Annotated in this window: 20 protein-coding genes and 1 pseudogene; 16 read left to right on the top strand and 5 right to left on the bottom strand. The window is 38.2% G+C overall.

Features of this window, described 5'->3' with window-relative positions; translation table 11 throughout:
- Positions 1-132 precede the first annotated feature (132 nt).
- Positions 133-1,191 carry a GTP pyrophosphokinase gene (locus DSBG_RS02735; protein WP_068962689.1) on the bottom strand — a complete coding sequence of 353 codons (1,059 nt, stop codon included), beginning with the start codon at positions 1,189-1,191 and terminating at the stop codon, positions 133-135.
- A gap of 608 nt (positions 1,192-1,799) precedes the next feature.
- Here DSBG_RS02735 and DSBG_RS02725 point away from each other — a divergent pair.
- From DSBG_RS02725 to DSBG_RS02720, 3 genes are read left to right on the top strand one after another with little or no spacing between them, the layout of a single operon-like run.
- Complete coding sequence (locus DSBG_RS02725; protein ID WP_242877384.1) at positions 1,800-2,156, top strand: hypothetical protein; 357 nt, start codon at positions 1,800-1,802, stop codon at positions 2,154-2,156.
- A gap of 56 nt (positions 2,157-2,212) precedes the next feature.
- Complete coding sequence (locus tag DSBG_RS22805) at positions 2,213-2,335, top strand: helix-turn-helix domain-containing protein (protein WP_176716144.1); 123 nt, start codon at positions 2,213-2,215, stop codon at positions 2,333-2,335.
- A 23-nt stretch (positions 2,336-2,358) separates the two neighbouring features.
- Entirely contained in the window at positions 2,359-2,718 is a 360-nt protein-coding gene (locus DSBG_RS02720) for a DNA-directed RNA polymerase subunit alpha C-terminal domain-containing protein (RefSeq protein ID WP_068962687.1), read from the top strand.
- 352 nt (positions 2,719-3,070) lie between these two features.
- Here DSBG_RS02720 and DSBG_RS02715 read toward each other — a convergent pair whose 3' ends face one another.
- Positions 3,071-4,636 (bottom strand): DUF4365 domain-containing protein, encoded by a 1,566-nt coding sequence (locus tag DSBG_RS02715; RefSeq protein WP_068962686.1) that lies wholly within the window; start codon positions 4,634-4,636, stop codon positions 3,071-3,073.
- Between the two features lie 657 nt (positions 4,637-5,293).
- Here DSBG_RS02715 and DSBG_RS22800 point away from each other — a divergent pair.
- The 10 genes from DSBG_RS22800 to DSBG_RS02665 all read left to right on the top strand — a co-directional run bounded on the left by DSBG_RS22800 (position 5,294) and on the right by DSBG_RS02665 (position 16,729).
- Positions 5,294-5,512: an SHOCT domain-containing protein gene (locus DSBG_RS22800; protein WP_207647210.1), complete on the top strand. Its 219-nt coding sequence runs from the start codon at positions 5,294-5,296 to the stop codon at positions 5,510-5,512.
- Positions 5,513-5,570: 58 nt separating this feature from the next.
- Positions 5,571-6,878 (top strand): recombinase family protein, encoded by a 1,308-nt coding sequence (locus tag DSBG_RS02705; RefSeq protein WP_068962685.1) that lies wholly within the window; start codon positions 5,571-5,573, stop codon positions 6,876-6,878.
- The gene (locus DSBG_RS02700) at positions 6,875-8,476 is read left to right on the top strand and encodes a recombinase family protein (protein ID WP_068962684.1); all 1,602 of its coding nucleotides are present in this window, start codon (positions 6,875-6,877) and stop codon (positions 8,474-8,476) included. The genes DSBG_RS02705 and DSBG_RS02700 overlap by 4 nt, the downstream gene beginning before the upstream one ends.
- Before the next feature lie 193 nt (positions 8,477-8,669).
- The gene (locus tag DSBG_RS02695; protein ID WP_068962683.1) at positions 8,670-9,005 is read left to right on the top strand and encodes a hypothetical protein; all 336 of its coding nucleotides are present in this window, start codon (positions 8,670-8,672) and stop codon (positions 9,003-9,005) included.
- Positions 9,006-9,108: 103 nt separating this feature from the next.
- The gene (locus DSBG_RS02690) at positions 9,109-10,761 is read left to right on the top strand and encodes a hypothetical protein (protein ID WP_068962682.1); all 1,653 of its coding nucleotides are present in this window, start codon (positions 9,109-9,111) and stop codon (positions 10,759-10,761) included.
- 463 nt (positions 10,762-11,224) lie between these two features.
- Positions 11,225-11,488, top strand: coding sequence for a DUF1653 domain-containing protein (locus DSBG_RS02685; protein ID WP_068962681.1), 264 nt, complete (start codon positions 11,225-11,227; stop codon positions 11,486-11,488).
- 95 nt (positions 11,489-11,583) lie between these two features.
- Positions 11,584-11,751: a hypothetical protein gene (locus DSBG_RS22795; protein WP_176716143.1), complete on the top strand. Its 168-nt coding sequence runs from the start codon at positions 11,584-11,586 to the stop codon at positions 11,749-11,751.
- A 1-nt stretch (position 11,752) separates the two neighbouring features.
- On the top strand, positions 11,753-12,757 hold the full coding sequence (locus DSBG_RS02680) for a hypothetical protein (protein ID WP_141694220.1): 1,005 nt from the start codon (positions 11,753-11,755) through the stop codon (positions 12,755-12,757).
- 1,980 nt (positions 12,758-14,737) lie between these two features.
- Positions 14,738-15,292: a hypothetical protein gene (locus tag DSBG_RS02675; protein WP_068962679.1), complete on the top strand. Its 555-nt coding sequence runs from the start codon at positions 14,738-14,740 to the stop codon at positions 15,290-15,292.
- Between the two features lie 1,146 nt (positions 15,293-16,438).
- On the top strand, positions 16,439-16,729 hold the full coding sequence (locus DSBG_RS02665) for a DUF3846 domain-containing protein (protein ID WP_068962677.1): 291 nt from the start codon (positions 16,439-16,441) through the stop codon (positions 16,727-16,729).
- Between the two features lie 65 nt (positions 16,730-16,794).
- On the opposite strand, the gene DSBG_RS02660 is transcribed toward DSBG_RS02665, so the two are convergent.
- The 3 genes from DSBG_RS02660 to DSBG_RS02650 all read right to left on the bottom strand — a co-directional run bounded on the left by DSBG_RS02660 (position 16,795) and on the right by DSBG_RS02650 (position 18,597).
- The gene (locus DSBG_RS02660) at positions 16,795-17,085 is read right to left on the bottom strand and encodes a hypothetical protein (RefSeq protein ID WP_068962676.1); all 291 of its coding nucleotides are present in this window, start codon (positions 17,083-17,085) and stop codon (positions 16,795-16,797) included.
- A gap of 374 nt (positions 17,086-17,459) precedes the next feature.
- Positions 17,460-17,885, bottom strand: a complete 426-nt coding sequence (locus DSBG_RS02655) for a universal stress protein (protein ID WP_068962675.1) — start codon at positions 17,883-17,885, stop codon at positions 17,460-17,462.
- 115 nt (positions 17,886-18,000) lie between these two features.
- On the bottom strand, positions 18,001-18,597 hold the full coding sequence (locus DSBG_RS02650; protein WP_176716142.1) for an HPP family protein: 597 nt from the start codon (positions 18,595-18,597) through the stop codon (positions 18,001-18,003).
- A gap of 281 nt (positions 18,598-18,878) precedes the next feature.
- Between DSBG_RS02650 and DSBG_RS02645 the strand changes: the two genes are divergently transcribed.
- The 3 genes and pseudogenes from DSBG_RS02645 to DSBG_RS21580 form a co-directional block, all read left to right on the top strand.
- Positions 18,879-20,144, top strand: coding sequence for a multiheme c-type cytochrome (locus DSBG_RS02645; RefSeq protein WP_068962674.1), 1,266 nt, complete (start codon positions 18,879-18,881; stop codon positions 20,142-20,144).
- A gap of 12 nt (positions 20,145-20,156) precedes the next feature.
- Complete coding sequence (locus tag DSBG_RS02640; protein ID WP_068962673.1) at positions 20,157-20,999, top strand: hypothetical protein; 843 nt, start codon at positions 20,157-20,159, stop codon at positions 20,997-20,999.
- Positions 20,996-21,220: pseudogene (locus tag DSBG_RS21580) on the top strand (hydroxylamine reductase); the annotation flags it as partial. The gene DSBG_RS02640 and the pseudogene DSBG_RS21580, both read left to right, overlap by 4 nt.
- Positions 21,221-21,255 lie beyond the last annotated feature (35 nt).

Here is a 21,255-nt window from a genome sequence, read left to right as displayed (position 1 = left end):
ACCCCAAAACAAAATCTTTAATGACCCCAGATAGGGATATTGCGTCTAACGTCCCGCGTATTCCCGAAGTCTGGTTACTACTTTTATATGCTCTCAGATTTTGGAAATGCGTTGTTTAGGTGAAGTCAGCACCTACTTATGAGGAAAGACCCTGTGAATGAATTGTGCTTTATAGAAAAAATCATGTTCATCAGGTTTTTTCACCGTTTTCCACAAAATTGGATTTTCTCCATTTTCATATATAATTAACAAAATTATTAATGAAGGAACATCTAATACTATTTCACTATATACAACATATTCATGATAGATATGAGCAGAAAAATAGCTTTTTGCATCGGGCAACCACTTCTCAATAAAAAGAGTCAAATCCTTAACAGTAACTATATTAACTACATTGCAATATAATAATAACACGGACAAAGAAGCATCCTCATAATCCTTAATAGTAAATCCTGCAGAGAGGGCACTATTATGAAGATTTGAAATTAATTCGTTTTCTACAAAAAATTTCTTGACAGTAATTATATTGAGGTCCTGTAAAAGTAAATCCTCTGGAGTCTTGATGTTAATTAACGACTCTAATTGTTCATGATCATACCTTAATGATACAAACTCTTCATCTGCTAATTCTACTAAGCTTGCCAATCTAAATAGTTTACGTTTCAAATTTTGAGGAATATCGTTTTCTCGTTTGTATTGTAGAGAATGTGATATCAAAGCCCAGGAATGTTGTAAAATAGTTCTAATTTGAATTTCGGCCTTAATATTAATATATTTTTTCCATTCGGTAAGCTCTTTCCTACTGTGAAGTAATGAAACAACATAGTGAACAGACCTATAACCAAATTCATTAGGATTTAATAATGCTCCTTTATCTACAGAATTATCTCTGTCTACTTCGAACTCTTTCTCAATTATTTCAACAACTTTATCTACCTCATCTTGGTAGCTTAGAATAATTCTTACACCACAAAAATCAGTTATTTCGTTTAACGGATCCAAGTAGTTCTTTCGTTGGAGTTTACTGGCAAAGCTTTCAACGTCCTTTGTTCTAGACTCAATTATCTTTGCTTTAAGATTATTGGATTTCATTAAATCTTGAATAAGCCTCTCCGTCTTATTTGTAAACTGTTCATACACATGAAAAAGATTCGAATATTCAGCAATAGCCGCTTCATGGCTTTTCAATTGCGCTCCCCCTATTCTTAGGTTACATACTCCGAAATGCTGATTTCACCTAACGATGGATTACCGACAGGTGTCGCAGATACCTCCAAATCCTTAGGGTGTATACGACACATGTCGGGAATACTCCCTTATCCGTGAATCTTGTTTGAAACACTAACTAGTGTAATTACTAATTACTGGCAACTGTACAATATTAATTCAACAAAATAACAAGTATTCCTTCATTTAGGACAAACAAAAGTGATCCAAATATTCGGATCACTTAAAATATGGAAGGGAATAAATGTAAAAATTACCTTCGCTAAAGACCCATTTAAAGAACCTCTTCTTTATAAACTGAACCAAGTAATATGGATAGTGAAAAAAAGCCCCATAATTGCAGAGTATATTTCCGATCAAATGATACGGAAGCAATCTATCCTCTATACTTGGAAGATTTCTAGGTGTAGGGATATTTTCTCATTGATATTCTAACAGAATGTGGATATAATAAGAACATAAGTTCTACTTAACCAAATGAATGTACTGAGAGGCGAGCGAGATGAACGATGTATGCGCTGATTGCAATCGAAAGACTTATTGCATGGAGCCATGTGAACAGTGGCTAATTGAGCACGACAAATGCCCAGTGTGCCAAAACAAACTCATCCGTGCTGGAGGATGTACCGAGTGCATCACTGGAGATTGGGCGAAGTGTGGTTAGTATGAAAGTACTAATGAAACCAATTGAGACCATTACGACACACTCGAAAGAAGGAGTCATACGCCCGGAGAAGTATAGGATTATCGAAGACGGGGAGACAATCGTCGTTCTAATAGATAAAATACTAACCCGGAGTGAGATAAAGTCCGCTGGTTGCCGCGAGCTTATCTTTGGTTGTCAGGGAGTAATTAATGGCTATTTAAAGAAATTTGAGTTGATATATAGAGTTCCAGTATGTCAGTGGTTTTTGTATAGAATGTAAAAGGAATTCCCCTTTTTTTAGAGAAGAAGTATACAATGCTTCTGGGGGGATGTAACATGATTGACGTAGGCAAAGAGCTTGCTCGTCTACGCAAAGAAAAGGGTTTTACACTAAAGACCTTGGCCATACGTGCTGGAACAAAACCGAATTATATCGGGATCTCGAGCATGGGAAACTAGCGGGTATTGAAGTTGCCAGTAAATTGGCCAGAGCACTCGATGTACCGCTTGATGTATTCTTTATAAAACCGGATAAACAAAAACAATACAACGATTTAAAAGCGACAGAAGAATGCGATGAAAATTGTCGTTGGTTCGCCGACTCCCCAGGACTTGAGATACTGAACCTTAGCCGAAGAACTTTTAATGCGCTGTATGGTGCCAAGATTGAAATGGTGGGTGAATTGTTGCTGCTCTCTAAAAAAGATTTGTCTAAAATTAGAGGATTAGGACCGGCGAGCCAGCGTGAGATAAAAGCAAAATTGGAACAATACAGTCCACCTTCGACGGACACGGATCTTAATATCGGTAATATTGAAGATTCGAACAGCATAAAGAATTGAAGGAATAACGAGTATTCGGCAGATGATAGTTTTTTTAACAAACACGCGAAACACTAAATATGAAAACGCCAAAATAGGCCCTCAAGCCTGATTTTGGCGTTTTTTGAGGTGTGGGTGTTCAGTTAAATTGTCATAGTTCTCGTTATAGGACTCAGGCCGTTTTTCGGCAAGTTTCGATTTCGTATTTTATAGGGGTTACTTTAAAAAAGCTAGACTTGCTAAATGGGAGTTAATCGAACTTGAATAAACTCAAAATTTATTGTACCTATCACAAAAAAGTGAATCGATGCGTCCCAACCGCTTGTATCTCGGGAGAATGTTGGGAACTTGAATTATGCGTAGTGGGGTGTTACTAATAATACTTGTGACATTCTTCTGGTTCAATTTTGAATGTAATAGCATTATACTGAGCAAACTTCACAAATCTTCTCATATCGGGGATGATATTAAACAAAGCCATTTTGTGCATTTCATCAATGGACACTATTTTAACTATATCGCACTGAACCTCTACGATAATTGCATAGCCTACGTCGTATCCTATATCCAAAATTCTTATTAGATCAGAACCGTTCGAGCTTTGATTAAGTTTTAGTATGTTTATTGCATTGTTAAAGTAATAACTACTTTTATCCATATTACCAACCCTTGCGTATAGTAATCCAAGGCTAAAGCAAGCATTTTCTTCCCCGGGTTTTAATTCCAATACATGTTGGTAATACTGAATAGATCTTTCATTATATCCTAAGTCCTTTAAAAGATAAGCACAATTTAAATATGCATAAGGATTAAACTTGTCTATTTGAATTGCTTGTTGAAAATAGTCTAATGCTTCATCTAATCGCCATAATATCTTCAAAAGAAGGGCCTTATTATTATATGCGTCATAAAAAAATGGATTAACTTTAATACATTCATTGTAATATTTTAAAGTGTCCGAATAGCTATAAATTGCTGAATAACAAAGAGCCAAATTAAATTTTGTAATTTCCGAATTATGGTCATAGGCTTCAGCTACTTGGAGTTCCTCTATTGCTTTTTTATACAAGCCGTTATGATAATTAAATAACCCCATATTATTCCAAGCGATTGAAGAAAATGGATCTGCCTTAAGTGCCTGCTTGAAGCTCTGTTCCGCCTCTGAATGCATCTTCTTATCAGCATAATATCCACCAAGTAGTGTATAAGTTTCTGCTTTTTCAGGAAACTCTCTTGACAAGTGACTAATTATTCTTTGTATATCGAATTGTTGATGGCCTTTTGTCTGGAGTAAAATTATTCCCCAATTATACCAGAGTAGATGATTTCTTTCGTATATTTGAGCTAGGGATCTATAGATTTCCATGGCCTCATTATAATTCTGAGATTGAAGAAGTTCCTCAGCTTGAATAAGCTTCTTTTCTATCGGATCTAATACGTCAGCAACTGTTGTCCCAAATCCATTTAATACTTGTGAGACATCCTTAGTTTTAATTTGCCGTATTATATTCGAATAATAATTAATAATAATTTGCTCTATCTCTTCATTACAAGATTCATTAAACCTTTGATTTATAGTGATTTTAATTGTCCTGGAATCCGAAGTATCTACTCTTGTCCAAAATACTTCTTCCCCATTAGTCTTATATGCCATTAGAAGAACTGGACGTCCGTAAGATTTCCAGTAATTCAAATTTTCTTCTGTGACAGTAATCGATATTTCCCCAGTGGATAATACTTTAAATTCTGATCTCGACTTAACTTGTAAACCAATGATTGGGCTTTGAACGTTTAAAGATTTAGTTAGTTCAATTTCAGCGTCTATCCCTTTATCATGCTCTTTTATTTGACGGAAAAGAAATCCTAACTTTGCGGCTAAGTAACCAATGTAATAAACCCCTTCTTGCTCAACCAGTCTGTTATGATCTTTTTCCTTCATTATATTCTTCCCCCATTCATTACCCACATCGCATTTTGCTGCATAACGTTGGATTACCGGATTTGTCGCAGGTCTTTTTTAATCCATGGTATATGCATCTTTCTTCGCTAATAATTAACAAGATGAATTATCTACGGGGCTTATGGTTAACACATTATTATTTCAACAAAATAACAATGATTCCTTCATTTGACACTGAATTAATCTGAACTACGGGACCTGTGGAGTAACATCTGCGGGTCTCACTTTTTTTGCAAAGGAGTGAGCACTATGACCTTATTTCAAAAGGACCAGGTACGACGTTTACGTAGTGAAGGTAAAAGCTACTTGAAAATTGCCGTGCCTTGGCATATCAGAAAATACCATAAAATCTTACTGCCAAAGAAATAACATCGGTGGTATGAACGCTACTTTAAAAGCGGAACAAGCAGATATCGGAAATAAGACCTTTAATTTTTGTAAAAACTGTGGCAAGTCTATCGAGCAGCAACCCGGTAGGAAGCCGCGAAAATTCTGCTCAGATGAATGCCGTATAGCTTGGTGGAATAGTCATATGAACTTGGTCTCTCAAAAGTCTATCTACCATTTAGAATGTGCGGGATGCAGAAAGCCATTTGACAGCTATGGAAACAAGAACCGGAAATACTGCACTCATGCATGTTATATAGAAGATCGGTTCATGAAACAGGCACAGTTGGAAGCGAGGAATCAATGATGACAACGGAGCAATTCGACCGTGAAAAAGTATATCGTGTTACATTGGCTATTGCTAAAACTATGCTTAAAAAAGGATTGATTACTGAACAAGAATATAAAAAAATAGATGGAATGATGCTCGAAAAATACCGCCCATTATTAGGTGTAGTATGGCGCTGATATAACTTGCTATAGATAGGTAGTAGAGGTAACATGTGACACTGAAAGGAGGGTTCTTATGGAACGAATCATCAAGAAAATGTCGCCGACAAAACCGATGCTGCCAAAGAAAAAGCGTGTGGCAGCATACGCCAGAGTATCCTGCGGCAATGAAGCCATGCTCCATTCGCTCTCGGCTCAGGTCAGCTATTACTGCGACTATATTCAGAAGCGTCGAGACTGGCAATATGTTGGCGTCTATGCCGATGAAGCATCGACCGGAACAAAAGACGACCGAGAACAATTCCAAAAACTTCTTGCGGATTGCCGTGTAGGTCTTATCAATATGGTTATTACAAAATCTATATCGCGATTTGCTCGAAACACTGTGACTTTGCTCGAAGTGATAAGAGAATTGAAAGGGATCAATGTGGATGTGTATTTCGAACGGGAGAATGTACATTCTATTAGCGGGGATGGCGAGTTGATGCTCACCATCCTCGCTTCTTTTGCTCAGGAGGAAAGCCGATCGGTCAGTGAAAACTGTAAATGGCGGATACGAAAGCAATTTGAGGATGGAGAGATTGTCAATTGGAGATTTATGTTCGGATACCGCAGTGCGAATGGGAAAATGGAAATTGACCCGAAGGAAGCGGAGGTTGTCCGCACGGTCTTCAGTGACTACATTAACGGCATAAGTACAGCATCGATCGCCCGCAGGCTTCAAGGTGAATGCATACCCACAAGGTTCGGAGGCCAATGGTCAGTCAGACGTATCATCGATATGATTCGGAATGAGAAATACATTGGGAACGCCCTCCTGCAAAAGAAATATGTATCGGATCACCTGACTAAACTTCTTAAACGGAATCAGGGTCAGCTCCCCATATTTTACGTCGAAGGAACCCATGAAGCTATTGTTAATGAAGAGATCTTTCGACAGGCACAGGTTATCTATGAAAGTAACAAGGAAAAAGCTGCTACCAAACGTCCGACAACTCAGCGCTACCCATTTTCGAGCGTACTTTATTGTCCGCACTGTGGCAAGAACTACAAACGCAAGATTTCTCAGGGCAGGGTGTCGTGGAACTGTGCGACCTTTCTTAAAGAGGGAAAAGCCGTCTGTCACACAAAGCAAATCCCCGAAGAAACCTTGTTCGAAATAACCACCGAGGTCTTAGGGCTTTTGCAGTTTGATGATACGGTTTTCAAAAAGGTCATACGAGAAATCATCGTTCCAGAGTTTAACACTCTGGTTTTCGTTTTTAATGACGGACAGCAAATAAAACGCGTTTGGCAAGACCGCCCTCGAAGCGAAAGGTGGACTGAAGATTTAAGACAGCAAGCACGGGAACGAGAATTTCAAAGAAGGAGGGAAAGCAAATGAGAGCAGTAAGAGCAGTAAGAGCAGTAAGAGCAGTTACTATCATTCCAGCAACAGTCTCCACATTTTCCTTTCTTCATGTTGGGGTACCGGCCAAGAAACGAGTTGCCGCTTATGCCCGAGTTTCGACGGATACCGAAGAACAGTTATCAAGCTATGAAGCCCAAGTTGACTATTATACACGCTTTATCAAGGAAAACGAAAACTGGGAGTTTATTGATGTTTATACTGATGAGGGTATTTCTGCCACCAACACCAAGAGACGGGGTGGCTTCAATCGGATGATTGCCGATGCTTTAAACGGCAAACTCGATATGATTATCACCAAGTCGGTTTCACGGTTTGCTCGCAATACCGTTGATACGCTAACAAACGTCCGACAGCTTAAGGAAAGAGGTGTTGAGGTCTATTTTGAAAAAGAAAACATCTATACTATGGACAGCAAGGGCGAACTGTTGATTACCATCATGTCGAGCCTTGCACAGGAGGAAAGCCGAAGCATCTCTGAAAATGTTACCTGGGGTCAAAGAAAACGTTTTGCTGACGGGAAGGTCAGCCTGCCATATGGGCAGTTCCTTGGTTACGAAAAGGGCAAGGATGGTTTGCCGAGTATTATTGAATCAGAAGCCGTCACCGTTCGGTTGATTTATCGGCTTTTCCTTGAAGGAAAGACACCATCAGGTATTGCAAAGCACCTCACTCAAAGTGGAGTGCCAACACCTTCCGGTAAACTAAAATGGCAGGTCAGCACGGTAGAGAGTATTCTGACTAACGAAAAATATAAGGGCGATGCGATGCTACAAAAGACATTCACGGTAGATTTTCTAACCAAAAAGAAAAAAGTTAATGAGGGCGAGATTCCTCAGTATTATGTGGAAAACAGTCATCCGGCTATTATTGAGCCGGATGTATTAGATATAGTTCAGTTTGAGATGAAAGGCCGAAAAGAAAAAGGTGGGCACCACAGTGGGGCGGGCTGCTTCTCCAGTAAAATTGTTTGCGGAGAGTGCGGTAATTTCTATGGTTCAAAGGTGTGGCATTCCACCAGCAAATACCGCCGTACGATTTGGCAATGCAATCACAAGTTCAAAGGCTCCGAAAAATGTGGAACACCACACTTCAACGAAGCCACCTTAAAGCAGTTATTTTTGAATACCTCTAACCAACTGATTACAAACAAAGATGAGATCATGGAAAACTGTGAAATGATCAAGCAGGTATTGACAGACACTGGCGACTTGAATTCCGAAGCGGTAAAACTGCAAGACGAAATTGTTATGGTTACAGAATTGATTCGTAAGTGTGTAGATGAAAATGCATGCTCGATCATCGATCAGGTTGAATACCAACAACGCTATAATGGGCTTGTTGCACGATATGAGAAAGCCAAGGGCATGCTTGGAAAAATCGAGGAACGGAGCCAAGCCCGTCGGGTAAAGCGAGAGCAGCTGGATGCCTTTATATCAACTTTGTTACGGCAGGATTCTGTTCTGACAGAGTTTGACGAGACTCTTTGGTTTGCAATTGCGGATAAAGTCACGGTTTACGCTTCCGATAATATAAAGTTTACATTTAGGGATGGTACGGTGATTGAAGCATAAGACTAACGAACCCGCAGGGATGGCTGGGATGCCGACCTTGCGGCTTTTTTTGATTTGTGGTTAGAAAGATATAATTGTATAATAATGGAAAATACTGTGAGATAATTTATTTAGGTCTGACATTCTGGACGTGGCAATTATTAGAAATGGTCAGGTAAATTGAGAAAAAGGCTTAACCGATGGAGGTGAAGATATGGCAAAATATACGGATGAACAAATAAGAAACTTCCCTAAAATAACCTGTAAAATCGCAGCGGATTATCTTGGAATTGCACCTATGGCCATAAGCATCGGTATGAGAAATGACTTGCTGCCAATAGGATTCGCAATCCACACTGAAGACAAGTACACCGATAGCTGGAGGTACCAGATTATTGATGAGCGGCTGATTGCATATAAGCATGGGAAGATGACTAATATTCAAATCCAAAATATTGAAAAAAACCTTAACACTATTATTTCACAGTTTGAAGAAATGAAAAAAGATCTGCTTTTTATATTAAGCGAAAGCGCAGAACAAGGGATATAAAATTATTTGAGTACGCGTTTTCGCTGGATGCAGATAATGCGCTGGAGAAAAATTAAACCTAATATAGTTCCAATCACCAGTGAAATAAGAAGAGAAAGGAGGAATGACTTTGAAGGAAGGGCAAACCACTAAGTTATCCAGAAAGCAACTGTATAATGAAATATGGGAGATCTCAGTGTCCGGTGTGGCAAAGAAATATAATGTCCCTTACCCTGAATTGATAAAACTATGTAGAGAAACTGAGATTCCGTACCCGCCTTCGGGATACTGGACCAAGCTCAATTATGGTAAAGCCGTAACAAAAACGCCGTTGCCGGAGTTTCCACTCATTGAAGTTACCCTGCCATCCAACGCAACTCCCAAACGATCCAAACTCACTAGTGGAGCTACTGTTGTTACAGAGATGAGCAAAGATGCCAAAGTTGTGGAAAACTCAGATTCAAAACTTAAAGCCGTGGAGGAAAACGAAGTACTTGAAAAGCCTCCAGTATCAGAAGTGAGTGATACACCTAGAGCGAATCAGCTTACTTATCGTACAGCGAAAGGAAGGTATAACACCTATAATCGAGAAAAACTATATGAAGAGGTATGGGCAAAACCAGTCGTTGATGTTGCAGTTCAATATGGTGTGTCCGACGTAGCAATACATAAAATCTGTAATTCACTCGATGTACCTGTCCCACCACGTGGCTACTGGTCAAAGATTCGAGCTGGGGGAAACCCGAAAAAGACCCCAATGCTAAAAACAAAGGGAATCACTGAGATTGCTGGAATAAGGACCTTCGAAGGGGCGAAACTAAGAAACTCAGCTTCACAACCGCTTGTATTTTTATCAGAAGACGAGCGACAAAAAGTTCTGCTTGCCGCGCAGCAAATCCAAATACCGATCGAAAATATGCCACTAAACAAAAAAATCAAAACCTATATGTCTGTGGTCAAAAAATGGAATAGTAACAATCCAAAATCCGAAGGTGCGCAGAGAAGCATGAAGAACTATTCCAAACGTCCCCCGTTCCTCGCTGGTGTTATATCAGATGAAACTCTCCCCCGTGTATATCAGATACTTGATGCGCTTTTTCACCAAGTCGGAAGTTTAGGCGGTTCCGTGAATGATGATCTTTCCCTCAAGGTTAGAAATGAACGTGTCTATCTTGAAGTGTTTGAGTCCCAAGATGAGGTCAAACATGTAATCACAAGGCAGGAAGCACAGGAAATGATAGTGTATGAAGACGCAAATCGCCGCAATCGTTGGGCTTCAAAACCCAATATTCGTAAATATGACTATGTTTTCAATGGACGGTTGAGAATTAACATTCGTAAAAGCAGATATTTCAGGGACACAGACAGCGTCAATATCGAATCCAGGCTCAGTGAAATGCTAATAGAACTGTATGAAGAATCTGAAGTAGTTCGCCTTGAGCGCGAAGCGAGTGAGGAAGCCGTACGAAGACAAGAAGAAGAGAAAAGATTGCGCGAAGAACGACGCATTCTTTATAACGACGAAGTTGAACGGACGCTTGCACTGACAAACTTAGCCCAGGACTATGAAGTAGCCGGTAAGATCAGAGCCTATATTTTAGCTTTGGAGTCAAACGGAAATATGAATGAGAAAACTGCTTCGTGGATCGATTGGGCGAAGAAAAAGGCTGACTGGTTTGACCCCACAATAGCAAGAACTGACGAATTTCTTGGGAAACGTGAGCACAAGAAAAACGAGGATCAGAAAGCTCTTAAAAGATCCGGAAACTTTTGGTGATGATTGGCTATGTCAGGCTTGCCTGAACTGTTGGTTCACTCTCCAATTGTAATTGAATTAATAATGCCGCCCAAAGCCCCCCTAATTAAGTGCACTTCCTAAAGGAAATACCCCCTTAAAATAGGGATTTACAAAATAATGCTCAAAACACTCAATAATGCAGAAGTAGAACGGGATGGCCTGGCTGAGGTGATTTTCCTAGCCGGGACAAGGGTTAAGTTTAATTGTATTTTATGGTTGATTCCGCTGCTTTAACCCTGAAATCATAAAAATGTATTTTGAACTATTAAAAATAGTTGTGCAGCTCTATACTCTGCAAAACGACATAAACCTTGAAACCGGCATGCAATAAGTACTCTAAAAATAATTTAAATATTCAATATATTAGCAATTATTTACAAAGTGTATTGAAGAGAATATAATAAGTCAGAGGATAAGCTATATTTTAGGAGCTGGACAAGAAATGGACGAATTAGAAAAAAGAAAAATAGAATTGCGAAATCATAAAGGAAAGATAGTCAGACACTTTAAAGGTAAAGACTATTTAATATTAGATTTTGCAATATACACTGAGACAGAAGAGGAATTAGTTATTTATAAAGCACTTTACAGTAATTGTGGTGTATTTGCTAGGCCAATAGATATGTTTGTTAGTGAAGTGGATCATAGAAAATATCCTCAAATAAATCAAAAATTGAGATTTGAATTAGTTGAGTCAATTTCATAACATTGGGTATAAGCCAAGAGGGAAAACCTTAAAGTCGACTTTAATTCCAATAACTGATCGACTATTTATCATATTAAGTGAAGGTGGGGATAAAATTGACATTATTAAGATTGTTAAAGTTATTAAAATTAACGGTTGTAAGAAAAAATTCTATTTTTGAAGTATATAAAATGAATAATAAAAATTCAATTAAGGATAAGAATAAAGAGAATATTCATTATTTTGAAGTATATAAATTAAATATCAAGGGAGCTAATGAATAAATTGAATGTTTTAAAAGAAAAATTAATTAGTATACATAAATGGAATCAAGAGAGGTGGTTGATAGTATCTGTAATAACATCAACTGTAAGTATATGGTTTTCTCTAATACTTACCTTTTGGGGAGAACCTTTAAACTTAATTTCAGTCTTTAACAATAAAAGAATATTTACTTGGTTAGGATTAATTTTAACTTGTATTGCTGTATTCTTTTCGTTATTATTTGCAGTAGCACAAAAATGTTATGAATATCAAGAATTAAATAATAATAAAGATAAAATGAAATTAAAAGTATTACAAACAATTGATAATACTACTAATGAAATATATGATAGAAAATATATAACACTATTAGAACAAATAGCTAGTATAACGAATAATATAATTAAAGCTCCAAAGATTATTACTAAACCTAAAGAACAATTAAAGCAAATTATAAAATGTTTAAATGAGTCTTTATGCAAGATATTAACTTATAATGATTACAAGATAAATAATAATGAAATGTATGTATGTTTGCATTATAATTTTCCAAGACAAAGTGAAGAGTGGTATCTTTCTGAGAGTTTATTTTCAGAAAGAAATATTTCAACTGATGAATTATTAAGTAATAGTTCAACATTTAAACAAATTATAAATTCTAGAGAAGACTTAATATTTTTTAATTCAAAAGAAGACGCAAGAAAACAGAATAAATATATTCAAGATGAAGAAGATCAATATGATGAAAATCACAATTTAAAAGGTTCTATAGCTTGCTATAAAATACAAATTATTTTCCATAGTATAGTGTATATAAATGCTATTATTTCATTCGTAACATATTCAAAAAAATTCGTGAATACAGATGATAGAAAATCTATAGATATAGTAAAATATAATATTAAAGAAAATATTCTTTCCGTATTTAAAAAGAGATTTAATATTGAATTATGTTTATTATATATAATGAAGCTAAATGAAATTGAGAATCAAAATTTGGAGATTAAAGGGCAAGCTTCAGCCTAGTAAAAATAAAATGGATAGAAATTTAATTGAACATATTGGAACGACATGTCGATGACCAAAAATAGTGTTAGGATGTTTCGGAAAGTATGGTCTAGGAAAATGGCGGAACATTAAAATAAGGTGTAGGGTGAAAACTGGTTGAAAAACACATGAACTAAACCTATCGTAATTACTATTTACTAATAGTTGTTAAAACATCAACATAATTATGGGCTTACCTGCTAAATCAATCCGCCAGGAGCGTTGGGGGAGTAATTATATAGAAACGCAAATTAAACATATATTCGCTAATACTTTTTGCATTTGTATTCGTATTTGGGCTCGTTCTAACGGGGGCTAACCATAAAGATTGTATAAGGGTTTTGTTCGTATAATTATTCGGATATCATTGTAAAATATCGAGAAAATTTATGTTGTGTGTGTATCCTTATATTTAATTGGATAAATGCGTTTTGTTTCAATTCGAGCTATCAAAAGCATTCAGGTTAATCTGAAATCAAAGGGAAAATGCACCCCCCAAAAAGCAAATGCACCCCCTAGAAAAACAAGGGAGTTTATAATTAAATTGTATCAATTATTGAGTTATTAGACAGTAGAGGCGAGGGGACTCGAACCCTTCGTCTAACCATTTTATTATGTTTTTTCTACCGAGTCCTACACAGCTAACGATGCACCTGGATATACTGATACTATAAGTGTTGCGGCCGTATTCTATTCCAGTGTACGGAGCTTATGGGTAGATATGGCTTGGGGTCAAGACCAGAAGAATGACCTATTGTTTACGACATTCTGAATGTATTCCCGTTATAGTTGACGACAATTTGACGACAACGAGCATGTAATTAGGCGAAAATAGAGAGGAAAGAAGGTTAATTAATTACTCGAATAATTAATTAGATAGGCTTAAACACTAATACCTAGGACTAGATAAGACTTACGACATCGAATTCCCAAGCCGAGGATCGCGAGTTCGAATCTCGTCGTCCGCTCCATATGAAATGTTAGGCGCTGCAAGGGATTGCGGTGCTTTTTGATTTACTGCAACAACGTCTTAACAATCCTTTTGCCTGCAATTTACTGCAACGGAGAAAAATACTGCAAAATAGAAAGATCGGATCTGGACCGATCTTTCTATTTTAGGCTTATGAACCTTGTTACATATCAGATATAATATTTCTATGTGCTACTTAAAAATGTCTCGCACACGTAAATACTCTAGAGGCTGTGGATTAGTTATTATCATATATGATAATACACGTAAAAATTCTAAGCGTTATTAAAAAATGTCCTCACGGATGTTAATAACCTATTATTACGAAATCGGTTATCATCGTACATCTTAATTCTGATAGTTATAGCAGGGTTTTCTCCATCGTCAAGGAGCAATTGTCGCCACCGTATGGCGCTTATGGAGAGATCCCCATAAGAGGCATACTTTTGCCACAAAGTTCTTACCTTCAGGCGTGGACATTGTGACGGTTGCTGATCTTTTAGGCCACTCTAGGATGATATACTACGGCTATCTATACACAGCCCTGTTGGAGGGACTCAGAAAGGGCAGTGAATGGACAAGAAGGAGAGAGTGAGGCATGACCGTACACCTGACCAAGATGGTCAGAATTTGGGGTGGTAGAATTGGATTTGTTCAAGACCGGATTAAGTCTTTAGGAGAAAAAGGGTTTAACGCAACCGGTGAAGATGTATAAGCAATTTTGAACATTCGACGGAGTAAAAGCGGTTTTAATTTCTATTGTAGATGGCTTGAAAGTTGAGTGAAATATGCTAAGGCTCTTATCTTTAAGGTAAGGGCTTTTTGTATTTGTGACAGGATTCACCTTACTTCGCAAGGGAATTATGCGATGATTAAACATATGTGCGGCCTAAAAAATATTATTTATATATCACGTATCACGAAATTCTGAGGGTTTTGTGCGAGAATATTAATTTTTAACAGCATAAATGTTTAAAAAGAGGAATATTATGAAAAATATATATATACTTTCGTGTATTCTGTTTATTGTTTTCCTGAAAATAGTAGTTAATTATAATAGTATATATTCAATTGGTAATAATAATATGGAATATAATATTAAAAAGTTTATAAATAGGCCGAAAGTAATTACGAATAATATCTATATTAAACAAACTATAGATATAGGGAACAGAAGGTATGTTTTATTCACATTTAATGATTATCTTGGGGATGCTGAATTAGTTATGGGCCTAAATGGTAAATATAAAATAGAATCGACAAACAGTGGAAGTAATCTTTTTCAGTATCGTGTTCGAGAAATCAATAAATCGAAATATTTTGTAGTAGCTGGTAAAAATTATGATTTAAAAATTGATTATGTAAAAGTAAATTTAGATAGCAATGAATATAAGATTATGATTCCTCGTCAGGAATACTTCATATCCTATTGTCCCGTTACAAACAATACACAAAGCATATTTCCTATAGATAGTGGTTTCAAATTATTTGATAAAAACAATATTGAAATCACCAACGATATATATATAAGATTTTCGCATTAGATATATGTTTTATGGTATGCAAGCCGAGGATTGCGAGTTCGAATCTCGTCGTTCGCTCCATATGAAATGTAGAGCCAGTAATGGCTTTAACGTAGGCTTTGAGGTATATTTACGAGTAATTCGTAGGTATACCTCTTTTATTTATCCCTACGCAAGCCGAGAGTTTCACTCAGGTTAACGGCTACTGCCTAATGGTCTAGATTAAGCTGAAAACACAATTTAGTGCTATACGATTCAACCTATTTACTCAATACAAATTACAAATTACAAAGTAGAGAATTCAGATGTATATTAATTTGAATAAAACGCCTCGTCCTTTTTTGATGTTGAAGGTTAGATACCTATAAATCAGAAGACAAGGGCCAACCATGTCTTCTCACACAGAACCCACAAGGGTTTACCTAAGGCTAGACATAATGCAGTTCCGAATCAAGAATATAACGGCTCGCGGATTTATCATTCAACGCTGTGAACATTGCGAACACTATGAGGCAGAATGACACAACACTAAAAAAATTCATATTCATCTACCGCCCTCTATACTCTTTCCTTGAAACTTTATATGCTAAACCCTGCAAAAATTTTAACAAATAATTATGGAAAATAAACCCATAAAAATTAAATTCCCAATGACTAATCGTTCCTAATTACTCTTTGGTGTCTATAAGTATTTCATCCTTTATCATGATTACTTTTATAAAGTTCGAGGAACCGATTTGTTTGTTCGATTCTTTGCTCATCTAGCGCAATCTTTTTTTTCATAAAACTTTTTACACTCCCAATAAAGGATACAATAAGGGCAATTACAACAAGAAAGAAAATTAATGGAATTAGTTGGTATAATATTAGTAAAAAGTTAAATTGTATGGGATTTCCTTTCATTTCAACACTCCTTCATATTAATATACTTAACCATTTCTATTAAGATTGCCGTAATCCTTCAATTCTTACTTTTCTATCCAAACAAACTCCAAACCGTACCTCGGAGTAGAAAAACACTAAATTGAGAAGTCCTCTCACTGAATGAGTGGGAAGTGAACCCTTAGCATTCGACTACTTTTTTAAAGGTAAATCATTTATTGTTGGCGAATGAGTCAGTCTTAGTAGGTATCTTAATTCAGTTCGATAAAAGGAGAGAAGTAGACATTGGTTAAATGGATAACAGTTTTGGTGGTGGAGCCAGGGAAAGCTCCTGATGTTCGTGAACTGCCTAATAACCTTAAGGCCTTTGAATTAACAATTCAGGGTTATATTGAAACGGCGGAAACCATCCGTCCTGGGTGCTTAATCGTCTGCGATGGAAACTATCCGCTAACCCAGAAACCAATCAAAAGGGCAGATATACAAGGAACATTTATTATTATTCGAGTAGACAATACGGAGCCTGTGTCACTCAACGAGGAGGATATTAATATTTTCTCAGAAGTCTTTAAATAGGGAGTAAATCTAACTTCTGACTAATAACTTTGCTATTGATGTCGAAATAGAACTTGATTTACGAATTAATAATTCGGATTAATCCAGAACCTTACAAACTCTATAAGTTGTTTCCCTTCGGCTGTAAGTATTTTTCCTTTTCCGTGACATTCTCTACAAATAAAGAATATGGGTTCAGTGGGTTGGCCTTGATCCGCATTTTCGACGCTGGTTTCTTGTGCTTGATCAGTTAGGGTTTGAAACCCGTCTTTAAGATCATTTTGCATGGTCCAGAACTGTAACCATGTGGGGTTCTCAATCCTGCCAAGTCCAAAACATTTTGGGCACTGTTTTTCAAGGGCATTAATGTTAATCATTAATACAACCTCCCGGATACTATAATATAGTTTATTTTCCATATTCATCCTTATAACTATTTATCCTGCTAATTTCAATCAGAGTGGGGACCTAAGGCCTACTATCTCACGACTAAAGTCCTATAAAAAAATACCGTCAATTCCTATAGTTTAGACCTGATGCTAAGAACATTCGTCGACGTATCGGAACACCCCTTGGATTTGGGGAATACATTTCCAAGCTCACTTCGCTCAATACTAACGATCTGATGGAAATTCGAGTCATAAGAGATAGCTAGCAAAAATGGTTATCTGTTATTTCATACCCGACTGGTCTAGAACCATAAACTAATGAGGACACTCAGTTACATTACTCTGAGCGTCCTCATTAGTTTTTATTTAACAATCATAACCGGACACGTTGCTTTGGTTAAAACACGTTGGCTAATACTTCCAAGCAAAGACCCGGTAATTGGTCCATACCCACGACTACCCATAATGACTAAGTCAAAGTCTCTGTTCTCGATTTCTTCTAGAATAGCAACAGCTGGATGCCCTGGTCTTTGTCTCATTTCAATGGACAGATTCCAGGTATCAATCCCATCCAGAGTTGCCGTTAGGGCCTCTTTCCCGTATATACTAATCTCTTCTTGAGGTACGGTAACCCCACTTGAAAGGGTATAGCCCAAAGCCTCCGGTGTAAAAACCACGTGCAGGAGAACAATTCGGGAGCCGTACGTCTTCGCCATTTCCAAGGCAATCATCAAAGCACGTTGTGCTGGTTCTGAAGCGTCGGTCGGAACCAAAATATTCTTAAACATTTGTTCTCACTCCCCTTATATTTAAGGTAGATCATATCTCTTGATATCAATTTAGTTATATTACTCGACTCTGGATCAAGAATCTAGATTTATAAGGTTCGATTCGATTGTTCTCTCAGTACCAATACCTAGGGTAGTGTCTATTTGGGGATAGGTTATTTACGAGAAGCCCGATTATTACAAGGATCACGGCACCCAAGGCAATCGGGGTCAAAATATAGCTAGGATGGGCCTTACTCAATACGGCAAATAGTGCAGTTGCTCCTCCCGGTGGATGTGTCGTCTTAGTGAGAATCATTATGATTAATGCTAGGGCAGTACCTAAGGCAGGTGACCACCAGGTCAACCCAAACATTATAAAGGTTGTGACGCCCGCAACGGCCGAAAGAGTATGACCCAGAATAACATTACGTGGTTGGGACAGAGGGGCATCGGGAACCCCATAAATTAATACCGCAGATGCGCCAAAGGAAGCCACAATCGGAAGGCTATAATTTTCAGCAAATAAGGCAATTGCGGTTATCCCTAAAAAAGCGCCCAGCCAGGTAATAATTATGTCTAGAGGTGGTGGAGTTACAAGGGGCGTTGTCCTTTTATAGCCTTTCATTTTAGACAGATACCTAATAAACAAGGTCGCCACCATCTGAATTAATGTTTTCGTATTTTCTGGCTTAGACGGACTTTCTACCCTCAATATCTCAACTTCCTGCATTTTGACTCACTCCTCCAGCTCAATTTTCATGACTGATTATAATCTGATTGGAGGCGGGGAAGTTGTGAATTGTGTCACACTTTTGGAGTTAGGGTCACTTTCATTGAGTGAACACATTTTGAGATTTACATTTAGTTTGAATAGTGTGACCTCTATCACACTATTCAATAACAAATCTAGATATAATTACCACAAAATTTCCAACTAATATAGACTCATATATCGTCTCAGCACATGCTCTAGGGTTGCTAAACTATTAAAGAGGAGGAGATCACATTTAGATGCCATCAATAACACGACGCATGATCGCCATCTTGGCGATCGGGACTATCTTTGTTGCCGGTTTATTGTTCTTGACCTACCATTTTCTCATTGGCCCCACAGGACTACAAACAAGTATGCCAACATTAAGTGTTGCGACCCTTGGAGAAAACAAGGCCTGCGTGGAGTGCCACCAAAAAGAGAACCCGGGAATTATTCAACAATATCATGACAGCAAGCATTCCGGCCACGGAGTTCAGTGTCTCGATTGTCATAAACCGGTCAAAGGTCAAGAAACCCTGACAAAGGATCATTATAATGTAGCTCTCATCGCCAAACCAACTCCCAACAACTGTGCCCAGTGTCACGCTACAGAAGTTCAGCAGTTTACGGACAGTAACCATGCCGCTAAATCGTGGTATGCAGTCCAAGGAGCAAAGAATTTTACGCCGGCGGAACTTGCTAAGTATCATTTGCTTGATGCTAATGGAAAACCTCTTAATGGCGGTAATGCTAATCCTGTTTTTAATTTGATTGGTCAAGATGCTAGCGCTCAATCCTGCGAAGTCTGTCACGCAATTGGTCAAAAGAACAGTGATGGAAGCTTTGGAGATTGCACAAAATGTCATTTACGACACACATTCGAAGTAGCACAAGCCCGCAAACCAGCAACTTGTGCCCAATGCCATTTAGGCCCTGATCATCCTCAAGCAGAAATCTATGACGAATCTGCACATGGCGCTTATTATCAAGCCAACGAATCAAAGTTTAACATGGATGCACCTACGGGAACCCTGACGGTCAAAGATTTCCCTGCCCCAACTTGCGCCACGTGTCATATGTCGGCTTTTGGCAGTGTTCAAGGAACCCACGATGTAGGCCAACGTCTTAAATGGACCCTGGCTCCCGAGATTGCTTCAGTACGCAAAAATGGAGATGTTCACCAGCAAACGATGAATGCTGTCTGTCTCAACTGTCACGCCCAACCGTTTATCGATGATGTGATGAGCAAGGCGGAGAAAAATATTGCCCTGACGAATCAAAACATTGCTAAGGGGAAATCAATTATCCAAGATCTTCGTGCTACAGGGTTGCTTGGAACCAAGCCGTTCGGAACTCCTATTGATTTCCTATATTTTGAATTATGGCACCACGAAGGCCGCAGGGCCCGGTTCGGAGCCGTGATGGGAGGGGCTGACTATGTGAACTGGAATGGAATTTACGAGCAAGAAAAAGCTCTCGTAGAACTGCAATCTCAAGCCGAGGCATTGAAAGTGAAGCACTAGGAGGATTCAGATATGATCGATCGGCTTAATCGACTAACCATCCCTTATAAGACTTCGCTTTTGTTAGGAATGATGGGTTTTAACTTCCTCCTGACCGGTGTTGACGTCGCAATGGCACACTCTCAGAATAATTTTTTCCGCTGGGAACTGATCCCCTTAATTTTTAGCCCGCTTGCGGTTTTAGCAATTCTTGCTCAAGTCATAATCCGATCTAATACCGTGATTAAGAGGACCTTTCAAACCGTGATGTGGTTAGGCGTTCTGGTTGGTGTGGTGGGGACATTTTTTCATTTGACAGGAAACGCCACCTCCAGTCAGCAAAGTTTTCACCGTCTCCTGATTGAGGGCTCTCCGGTTGCAGCTCCGATTGCCTTTGCGGGGATTTCCTCTTACGCCTTGGTCAGTGAGCACTATCGAGGAACAGCTCGACGTTCCAAATTATTGGTCTTAGTGGGCCTGGGTTTCTTGGGCGCGGTTGTGGCAGCATTTTTAGACCATGCCCGCCTCGCCTTTATACCCAGTTACACGCTAATACCTTTAGTTTCAGGCATACTTGCCGCGATAGCTTGTTTTTATATTGCTTATACTCAAGCTGACCCCCAGGAAATTTATATTTATCTATCCATATTAGCCCTTAATATGTTGGTAGGTTTACTGGGATTCGGATTTCATGTATGGGGAGATTTGGCCGGAACTCAGAGTATCATCTGGGCCAGATTTTTATATCGCAATCCATTACTGGGTCCACTCCTCTTCTGCAATCTCGCCCTCTTGGGAGGATTAAGCCTGCTGCCGGAATCGGCCGTTATGCTTGAGCTTGAAGAGAGCAAAAGAGAGGAGACCATGCGCCCCTAAAGGATATCAACGAACTTCCCATCTCCTATAACATTGCGTGGTATGAGCAAAAGGCTGTCATCGTTTTACTAGCCCCTCTCTACCTAGGTGTAAAGAATATTCACCTAGGACCGACATTGCCTGGTTTCTTGTCTCCTAATGTGATTAAGGTTTTGGTTGAAAACTTCGGGATTGGGGGCATTACTAATGTTGAAGACGATGTCAAAATGTTCTTGGCTTGATACAGAGAGACGGCTGACCGTAAAGATTTAGTACA

Origin of the sequence: Desulfosporosinus cupriresistens (assembly GCF_001707885.1) — a bacterium.
In the GTDB taxonomy this organism is placed as follows: Bacteria; Bacillota; Desulfitobacteriia; order Desulfitobacteriales; family Desulfitobacteriaceae; genus Desulfosporosinus.
Note: the sequence above shows the minus strand (reverse complement) of the source record. Positions and strands in the feature narration are given on the sequence as shown.

Excerpts from the sequence above, each read along its gene's own strand:
- DSBG_RS22805 (WP_176716144.1), top strand. The coding sequence starts at position 2,213 with ATGATTGACGTAGGCAAAGAGCTTGCTCGTCTACGCAAAGAAAAGGGT.
- DSBG_RS02715 (WP_068962686.1), bottom strand. The coding sequence starts at position 4,636 with ATGAAGGAAAAAGATCATAACAGACTGGTTGAGCAAGAAGGGGTTTAT.
- DSBG_RS22800 (WP_207647210.1), top strand. The coding sequence starts at position 5,294 with ATGTTATATAGAAGATCGGTTCATGAAACAGGCACAGTTGGAAGCGAG.
- DSBG_RS02705 (WP_068962685.1), top strand. The coding sequence starts at position 5,571 with ATGGAACGAATCATCAAGAAAATGTCGCCGACAAAACCGATGCTGCCA.
- DSBG_RS02700 (WP_068962684.1), top strand. The coding sequence starts at position 6,875 with ATGAGAGCAGTAAGAGCAGTAAGAGCAGTAAGAGCAGTTACTATCATT.
- DSBG_RS02695 (WP_068962683.1), top strand. The coding sequence starts at position 8,670 with ATGGCAAAATATACGGATGAACAAATAAGAAACTTCCCTAAAATAACC.
- DSBG_RS02690 (WP_068962682.1), top strand. The coding sequence starts at position 9,109 with ATGACTTTGAAGGAAGGGCAAACCACTAAGTTATCCAGAAAGCAACTG.
- DSBG_RS02685 (WP_068962681.1), top strand. The coding sequence starts at position 11,225 with ATGGACGAATTAGAAAAAAGAAAAATAGAATTGCGAAATCATAAAGGA.
- DSBG_RS02675 (WP_068962679.1), top strand. The coding sequence starts at position 14,738 with ATGAAAAATATATATATACTTTCGTGTATTCTGTTTATTGTTTTCCTG.
- DSBG_RS02660 (WP_068962676.1), bottom strand. The coding sequence starts at position 17,085 with ATGATTAACATTAATGCCCTTGAAAAACAGTGCCCAAAATGTTTTGGA.
- DSBG_RS02655 (WP_068962675.1), bottom strand. The coding sequence starts at position 17,885 with ATGTTTAAGAATATTTTGGTTCCGACCGACGCTTCAGAACCAGCACAA.
- DSBG_RS02650 (WP_176716142.1), bottom strand. The coding sequence starts at position 18,597 with ATGCAGGAAGTTGAGATATTGAGGGTAGAAAGTCCGTCTAAGCCAGAA.
- DSBG_RS02645 (WP_068962674.1), top strand. The coding sequence starts at position 18,879 with ATGCCATCAATAACACGACGCATGATCGCCATCTTGGCGATCGGGACT.
- DSBG_RS02640 (WP_068962673.1), top strand. The coding sequence starts at position 20,157 with ATGATCGATCGGCTTAATCGACTAACCATCCCTTATAAGACTTCGCTT.